The following is a 6,334-nucleotide window of genomic DNA, read 5'->3' on the forward strand; positions in this document are numbered from 1 at the left end:
GGGAACAATCGTTTTGAACCAAGCGCAGCGATCAGCTCTCAGCAATTTTATAAGGTGATATTGGAGAACCTTGGTTATAAATCCGGAACAGACTTTACATACCAACAATCAGAAGCATTCGCAGCTTCGCTTGGTATGAAAGAGATTGTCGGCAATACTTCGCTACAGAATACACATCTAGCAACTGCTCTTGTTGAGGCGTTGTCTGCCAATACGAAGAATGGCAAGTCGTTCTTTGATACGCTGCAAGCGAGCGGAGTCATTGCTTCCGAGGTTGCATTGCCGCAAGGCGAGCGAATTGGATTTGGGCAAAACGACAAGCTTGGCAAGTTTTTTACGGATAAAAACGGGCGCACGCTTTATTTCTTTACGAAGGATGCAGAGAACGTTAATTCCTGTCAGGGAGATTGCTTGAAAAACTGGCCGATCTATTACGATGCCAATCTGCAAATACCGGCATGGCTGAATAAAGCTGACTTTGACGTTATTACTCGCACAGACGGTGCGAAGCAGTTAACATACAAAAATTGGCCGCTCTATTACTTTGTAAAAGATAGTAATCCTGGCGATGTAACCGGTGAGGGAGTAGGCGGAGTATGGTTTACGGCGAAGTCGGATTACGCGATTATGCTTGGCACCTCGAAGGAAGCGGGCAACTACTTGACTGATGATTATGGCAGAACGCTGTACTATTTTGACAAGGACACATCCGGAAAAAGCGTTTGCGAGGGTAATTGCCTCGTCAATTGGCCTGCATATTCATCATCAAGCGTTAGTGTCCCGTCTACGATCAAAGAAAGCGATATCGGAACGATTACCCGCTCGGATGGAAGCAAGCAAGCTTCATTCAAAGGGTTCCCGCTCTATTATTTTATTAAAGACAAGGCACATGGAGAATTGAACGGACAGGGCGTTAATGATGTCTGGTATATCGTGGATCCGGCCAAATTTAATGGGACGACAGCATCGACAACTCCAGCCGAACCGACTGTAAAGACGTACAACATTGACATTAAAGAGTACTCCTTTGGCAAGGAAGCTCTTACGGTGGAAGCAGGCTCAAAGGTTATCTTCACCAACTACGACGAAATGAAGCATAATGCGGTTGCTTTGGATGGCTCTTTCACCGTTCCTTTGCTCGCTAAGGGTGAAAGCTATACGGTCACATTTGATAAACCAGGCACTTATAATTATTTCTGCGAGCCACACAAGTCTTTCATGACGGGTCAAATCATCGTAAAGTGAGCGTGAAAACATGCGAAAAATAACTTACGGATGTTCGATGCTGATTCTGCTTCTCCTCTTCTTATCGGGCTGCGGAGCTCAGGAAGCTAACGAGAATGCAGCCCACAATACAATGGATATGACAGCAACTCCCATAAGCTCTGAAGCTGCTGCGACTGCATCCCCTAGTCCAACGGATGCAGTCTCTCCAGTCGAGGAGCCGGTTGAAACGGAAAAGCCGAAGGAGACGGAAAAGGTTGAAGCAACGCAGAAGCCGACTGCAACGGAGAAAGCAACAGAAGTTAAGCCGAAGGCTACAGCGGCTCAGCCTAAGTCTACACCGAAAACTCCGGTTAAAACGGAGGAGCCGATAAAGGACAAAGAAAAGCCTTCTGATGCGGTAACCGTTCATACGGTTGAGATTACGAACTTCGCCTTCTCACCGGAAAAGCTCGAAATTTCGCAGGGCGATATCGTTAACTTTATCAATAAGGATGAGGTAAAACATTCTGCAACTGATGATAATGAACAATTCGATACGGAGTTGCTTGCCCAGAATGAAAGCAAGGAGGTTACCTTCTCAGACGCAGGTGAGTTCGGCTATTATTGTATACCTCATCCTGGTATGAGAGGGTCAATCGTAGTGAAAGAAAAATAATTTATCTTTTTATTAAAAGATTAGGAGCAGTTGTTTATGGCTGCTCCTTTTTCTGTTAACATAAAAATAAAAGCCTGTTGTGGAGGCGCAAATTGATGCATAATCTTACCGATCAAGAACTCATGCAGCAAATTAGAAACGGTAAAAATAAAGCGCTATCCGTTCTTTATGACCGGTATGGCGCTTTGGTGTATTCCTTCGCTATCAAGGCGGTTCGGGATGAGCCAACCGCTAGAGATATTTCACAAGCGGTTTTTATGCGTTTATGGACTACAGAATCGGAATACGATCCTGATAAGGGACGATTTACAAGCTGGCTCCTTACCATAACTCGCAATATTACGATGGATCATATTCGAAAACAAAGAAGAGACGCTTCCGGCCTTGTACAACTAACTGAGGGACAAATAAATGAATTGCCTGATCAATTGGGCCTGTCACCCGAGGAGCATGTGGATAGACATTCCATAAGGGTACAAATTCAGCAGGCGTGTAAGTATTTATCTGAATCCCAGAAAGCGCTGATCGAGCATTTTTATTGGCAAGGTTATAGCTTAAAAGAACTGGCACAGCTGTATGATCAGCCACTCGGAACGGTCAAAAACAGACTTCATCAATCATTGAAAATATTGCGAAGGCATCTTGCGGCAAGGGGGGATCTTTAAATGAATGACGAAGCATACAATTGCGATTTTATACTCGATTATCTTTCAGATGCTTGCTCCGAAGAGGAAAAGGAAGCATTCGAACGTCATTTGACTTATTGTGAATCTTGCAAGCAAGAGCTGGTCGAATTACAAATCGTATGGGAGGAGCTTCCCTTGGATATGGAACGAATTGTACCTCCAGAGGATTTGAAGGAGCAAATTATGTCTGCTGCCAAAGCCGCGCCTAGACGCCATAAAGTACGGAGTGAAAGGAAACTATGGAAGCCGGTAATTGCCGTAGCAGCGGCAGCGCTTATTTTTGTCAGTGGCTCATTATGGGATAATCCTTTCATTAGAAATCAGGATACGCGATTAGAGTCCGTTGAAAATGCATTATTTGCTCCAGCATCCGAGATTGTAAATATTTCGATGCTAAAGCCGGAATCCACTGAGAAGGAGCATGCTTATGGCGTCGTATGCATAGTTGATAATGGAAAGAGCAAGCAGTTTGTAGTCTATGTGTTCGGAGCTYAAGAAACGAAAAACGAGGAAGCTTATCAGGTGTGGTTTCTTCGAGACGGCATTCGAACGAGCGCAGGCACGTTCCGCGTTGACGAGAAAGGAGTTGGGCTACTCGTGAAGGGAATAGACTCAGAACAATTAACCTATGATAGCATCGGTATAACTCTTGAGCCTGATGAGAAGGGAGATCAGCCGCGCGGGACTAAAGCTTTTGGAATGGATACCGGTCCCGTTTCGATAAAAACACTATAGGATTCGACTAAATGAGCTGTCTCAAAAGGTTATCGACCTTGAAGGACAGCTTTTTATATTTGTGCACAATTTAAATACGGAATTTAATTCTTTTTGGACTCCAGTTTCTTAAGTTTCGGCCTCAGAAATGAGGAGTGCAATATGAGTTTAGTTCTAGTTCTGAAAAAAGTGGAACTTTCTTTATGTATTTGCGTCTTTATTAATGAACAGGAGTGTTATTTATAAAGCTAGGAGGGTTGCTTTTGGAGAGGATAGCTTTAATCTCAGTCATTCATGGAAATGTACCAGCACTTGAAGCTGTGCTGAATGATAGCAAGAAAAGAAATATTAGCAAATATTTTGTTTGGGAGACTTGGTCGGTAAGGGGCCGCATCCCGAAGTCGTTGTAGATCTGGTAAGGAAACATTGTGAAATTGTTCTTCAAGGAAATTGGGATGATCATCTTTCAAAACCGAGTGAAGATCATGTTGAGATATGGCACCAACAGCGATTAGGACATGACCGAATGGAGTATTTATAAAGAACCTGATGTTGTCGGTTATGGGGATATTCATAATGCTTTTACACAGCATTTTGACGGTAAGACTTTGTTTAATGTGGGCAGTGTCGGTAACCCTCTTGAAGTCACTCAGGCAGCATATATGATACTTGAAGGGGAGTACGGGGAAGCGATAACAAGCTCTTTCTCCATTAAAATAGTGAGAGTTCCCTATGACATTGAACTTTCTGTAAAACATGCAATTGACGTAAATATGCCCGCGAAGGAACCTTATATAAATGAACTGCGGACAGCTATGTACAGGGGGAGAGGATAGTGAGCACCCAATCTAGCTCTAATACATACAATTTTATTACGGTCAACGAGGAAAATCAGTTCAATAAACTACACCAAGAGGCTGCCGCGGGATCGATCGGCAGCCTTGTTGCGCTAAAGGACAGCATCCCTACTATGAAGAAATATTATCCAAGTCCACAAGATGCCCCAGAATTCACTTCTCTTTCAATATAGTTAATCAGTGAAATGGAACTATGATAATACTTAGGTTGGAAAAAGTAGAGGAGTGATTGCTATATCATGATGATATCTTTCGAAAAAGAATCAAGTAAATTCCAGGTCAGGGTGGGCAGTCTCATAATACATAACAACAAGATTTTATTACAAAGAGCAATCGAAAACCAAAGATGGTTTTTACCGGGTGGAAGAGCAGAGTTTTTTGAAAATGCTGGCGAGACAATTGAAAGGGAACTCTGGGAAGAGTTCGCTGTTTCTGTTACTGACAAAAAACTTGTATGGTTAGTGGAGAACTTTACTACATATTCAACGCTGTATCTCCATGAAATAGCACTATTTTATCTTGTCACTCTTCCTCAAAATAGTTCTATTTATTGTCAAGAGTCAGAATTTATAAGTACCGAAGAAGAATTTGTAAACCAATGGGTCAGTTTAGATCAACTTGATAATTACTGTATAATTCCTGAGTTTGTTGTACGAGAGTTAAGATTGCTGGATATTACACAAGGTGTTAAACACATAGTGAACAAAGAAGATAGATTCCACGGGGAACGATAGCTCAATAAATATAAGAAACGGTGGCCGACATAACATCTGCCGATTACTCGACTAACGGGCTGGTTTGCTCAACAGTTAAGACGTTATTTTGTTCAACCGCTGATACAGAAATTCAACCAGTGGTTTAGTTGTAAAGTACACCTCCATACAATCGATATTCAGATACGATTATAATTAATTTATAAATTCATGGAGGTGTTATAAACAGTGGTAGTGAATGCTAATCATTTTGGTGAAAGAATCAGTCAGCTTCGTCATAGCAAAAGTATGACACAAGAACAATTAGGGCAGTTACTTAATGTTTCCGCACAAGCAGTTTCAAAATGGGAAAAAGGGGACTCCTTACCCGACATTTCCCTTATAACGGAGTTGGCAACCGTTTTTGATTGCACAACAGACTTTTTGCTCGGGATGGCTAGCAATTTGCAAGCCATGCTGCCTCAAATTAGAATGGAAATTCGGATGATGACCCAAGAGCAACAAATTAATTTCTTGGGCGAGGTGATTACTGCAACATCTCACAACTCGGAGACACCAGCATCAAATCCATCACTAACTCAAATCCAGCTAGGTCCATCTGGATTGGGTTTGTGGGCAGAAGATAGATTAGTTTGCATCGCTACATCACTTTTTTTAAATGAAGCCACTGAAGCAATGAATGAATTAGTAGAATTTCCAATGAATATTTTACCTGCGGATATTACAACAGTGCTATATGAATTATTGCTTAATAATGAAAACTTACAACCTGACTTCACTCCAGTAGAGGATTCGATACATCGCTCACGACTACCCGCGGACATGAATTTTGACAAAGTAATAATGGATTGCATTGAACTCGGCTTTGTGGATAGAGTTCGAGGTGGATACAGGCTTAATACTAAAGGTGATATTGCAACGCGGTTGTTATCAATCGTTCATAGAGTTGTAAGTAAACCTAGTTCGATTTCTTGTGATTTTAATAAAATCTCACCTTGATTTATATGATTTTCCAGAATACAATATAGTAAATATCTGGTATGTGCAACTGGCGTAAACGTGGATAACCACGAGGGAGCATATATTCAAACCGTCGTACGCCTGGGCAAAGTATTTGATCTTAGATCAGATACTTTTTTTATTTTACATGATGAAAGGTCAGGTGCTCAGTAATGAAGATGGCTTACATTCTGTTTGACAAGATGACTACGTTAGATTTTGTTGGGTTTTATGAAGCTGTAACATGGATGGGAATTCTAAAAGTGAAAGAAAATGTGTCGTGGGATTTTTGTTCGAACAAAGAACAGATCACCGATGACAGAGGATTAACTATAAAAATCAATCATGTTTACCCAGACCTTTCCGTATATGATTTGATTTTTATTCCTGGAGGGTTGTCTACAAGGCAACTTAGGTATGATACTGACTTTATCTCATGGATTCAGACCGCACGTAATGTAGAATATAAGGTTTCTGTTTGTA

General features: G+C 41.5%; 8 protein-coding genes, 1 pseudogene and 1 riboswitch. All 9 genes and pseudogenes read left to right on the plus strand.

All coding sequences use genetic code 11. The annotated features are described in order from the left end of the window. Positions 1-1,245 (plus strand): plastocyanin/azurin family copper-binding protein (locus tag AC1DWN_RS24875; RefSeq protein ID WP_477561580.1); only part of this gene is annotated, 1,245 nt, incomplete at its 5' end. 10 nt (positions 1,246-1,255) lie between these two features. Beyond that, positions 1,256-1,882 carry a plastocyanin/azurin family copper-binding protein gene (locus AC1DWN_RS24880; protein WP_477561581.1) on the plus strand — a complete coding sequence of 209 codons (627 nt, stop codon included), beginning with the start codon at positions 1,256-1,258 and terminating at the stop codon, positions 1,880-1,882. 95 nt (positions 1,883-1,977) lie between these two features. Further along, complete coding sequence (locus AC1DWN_RS24885) at positions 1,978-2,547, plus strand: RNA polymerase sigma factor (RefSeq protein WP_477561582.1); 570 nt, start codon at positions 1,978-1,980, stop codon at positions 2,545-2,547. Continuing rightward, entirely contained in the window at positions 2,548-3,303 is a 756-nt protein-coding gene (locus AC1DWN_RS24890; protein ID WP_477561583.1) for an anti-sigma factor domain-containing protein, read from the plus strand. 242 nt (positions 3,304-3,545) lie between these two features. Next, positions 3,546-4,118: pseudogene (locus AC1DWN_RS24895) on the plus strand (metallophosphoesterase family protein). Continuing rightward, positions 4,118-4,312, plus strand: coding sequence for a hypothetical protein (locus tag AC1DWN_RS24900; RefSeq protein ID WP_477561584.1), 195 nt, complete (start codon positions 4,118-4,120; stop codon positions 4,310-4,312). The pseudogene AC1DWN_RS24895 and the gene AC1DWN_RS24900 overlap by 1 nt, the downstream one beginning before the upstream one ends. Before the next feature lie 66 nt (positions 4,313-4,378). After that, positions 4,379-4,873 (plus strand): NUDIX hydrolase, encoded by a 495-nt coding sequence (locus AC1DWN_RS24905; RefSeq protein WP_477561585.1) that lies wholly within the window; start codon positions 4,379-4,381, stop codon positions 4,871-4,873. A 207-nt stretch (positions 4,874-5,080) separates the two neighbouring features. Continuing rightward, positions 5,081-5,851 (plus strand): helix-turn-helix domain-containing protein, encoded by a 771-nt coding sequence (locus AC1DWN_RS24910; protein WP_477561586.1) that lies wholly within the window; start codon positions 5,081-5,083, stop codon positions 5,849-5,851. Between the two features lie 35 nt (positions 5,852-5,886). Further along, positions 5,887-5,966, plus strand: a riboswitch (ZMP/ZTP riboswitch). 58 nt (positions 5,967-6,024) lie between these two features. Further along, the coding region (locus tag AC1DWN_RS24915) for a type 1 glutamine amidotransferase family protein (protein ID WP_477561587.1) at positions 6,025-6,334 on the plus strand (310 nt) is incomplete at its 3' end.

This window comes from Paenibacillus sp. P4_A7, assembly GCF_056402455.1.

Excerpts from the sequence above, each read along its gene's own strand:
- AC1DWN_RS24880 (WP_477561581.1), top strand. The coding sequence starts at position 1,256 with ATGCGAAAAATAACTTACGGATGTTCGATGCTGATTCTGCTTCTCCTC.
- AC1DWN_RS24885 (WP_477561582.1), top strand. The coding sequence starts at position 1,978 with ATGCATAATCTTACCGATCAAGAACTCATGCAGCAAATTAGAAACGGT.
- AC1DWN_RS24905 (WP_477561585.1), top strand. The coding sequence starts at position 4,379 with ATGATGATATCTTTCGAAAAAGAATCAAGTAAATTCCAGGTCAGGGTG.